Origin of the sequence: Streptococcus sp. (assembly GCF_019414905.1) — a bacterium.
Taxonomy (GTDB): domain Bacteria; phylum Bacillota; class Bacilli; order Lactobacillales; family Streptococcaceae; genus Streptococcus.
The window spans coordinates 1-1,184 of the sequence record NZ_DXLC01000184.1; the positions used below are offsets into that span (position 1 = coordinate 1).

2 protein-coding genes and 1 pseudogene are annotated in these 1,184 nt (G+C 44.0%); all 3 read left to right on the plus strand.

What is annotated here, in order from left to right; translation table 11 throughout:
* Positions 1-246, plus strand: a pseudogene (locus QZ359_RS05550) (N-acetyldiaminopimelate deacetylase); the annotation flags it as partial.
* A gap of 109 nt (positions 247-355) precedes the next feature.
* Complete coding sequence (locus QZ359_RS05555; protein WP_293963937.1) at positions 356-895, plus strand: 5-formyltetrahydrofolate cyclo-ligase; 540 nt, start codon at positions 356-358, stop codon at positions 893-895.
* A partial coding sequence (locus QZ359_RS05560; protein ID WP_293963938.1) for a rhomboid family intramembrane serine protease occupies positions 879-1,184 on the plus strand: 306 nt, incomplete at its 3' end. The genes QZ359_RS05555 and QZ359_RS05560, both read left to right, overlap by 17 nt.

A 1,184-nucleotide genomic window follows, 5' to 3' on the forward strand; every position in this document is an offset into this window, starting at 1 on the left:
GAATTGGCCAAAGAACTCATGGACTTTTTCATAGCTGAGGAAGATGTGAACCTGATTGATATCCTGCCTGCGATGACAGGAGAAGACTTTGGCTTTCTCTTGAGCAAGGTCCCTGGGGTCATGTTCTGGTTGGGGATTGATACCCCTTATGCCCTGCACCATCCGAAGATGAGCCCAAATGAAGCAGCCCTTCCCTTTGCTGTGGAAAACATTGGTAAATTTTTGAAAATGAAAGCCAACCAATAAAGGAATGATTCAACTCCGTCTGGAGTTGGATTTTTTCTTTGTCGTATAAAAACTGTTCGGATCTTTCCTAAAAAATGATACAATAAAAGCTAGACAAAAGGAGTAGGGCATGAAGAAAACACTACGAAATCAGACGATTGCAGCCATGAAAGAACTGCCACAAACTGTGAAAACTCAAGCAGATGAACAGCTGACTCAGCGCCTCTTGGAGCTACCAGCTTTTCAGGAGGCAAAGACCCTTGCGACCTATCTGTCTTTTGACCATGAGGTCTCCACAGCTGGCTTGATCCAAGCAGCTCTTCAACTTGGGAAACGCGTCTGTGTTCCCCGTACCTATCCACAAGGGCGGATGGAATTTGTGGAATACGATCCTGACATTTTGGAAAAGACACGCTTTGGTTTGCTGGAGCCCAATAAAAAAGGAAAGCTTGTGGATAAGTCTGAGATTGATCTGATCCATGTACCAGGCTTGGTCTTCCAGTCAAAAGGCTATCGAATTGGCTATGGTGGTGGCTATTATGATCGTTATTTAGCAGATTTTGCTGGAAAAACGGTTAGTACGATTTATTCCATCCAGCAGAAGGAGTTCCAACCAGATGCTTTTGATCAGGCAGTTCAGGAGGTGCTAGTCTATGAAGTTACTCTTTGATCGTCGTTATCCTGTGACCAGCCTCTTGTTGCTCGTCACAACGGCAGTCTTTCTTTCCATGTTTATCCGATTTGGAAGTGACTACCAAACAGGTGCTGCTGTTTACTATAGCGGTGGTATTATTGGAGAGGTTGTGAAAGTCGATCCTAGCCAATTATGGCGAATAGTGACAGCTACATTTGTTCATATCGGCCTAGAACATTTTGTGCTCAATATGATCACCCTCTATTACTTGGGACGTTTGGCAGAAGATCTCTTTGGATCGAAAGCTTTCTTAGCTCTTTATCTC

Excerpts from the sequence above, each read along its gene's own strand:
- QZ359_RS05555 (WP_293963937.1), top strand. The coding sequence starts at position 356 with ATGAAGAAAACACTACGAAATCAGACGATTGCAGCCATGAAAGAACTG.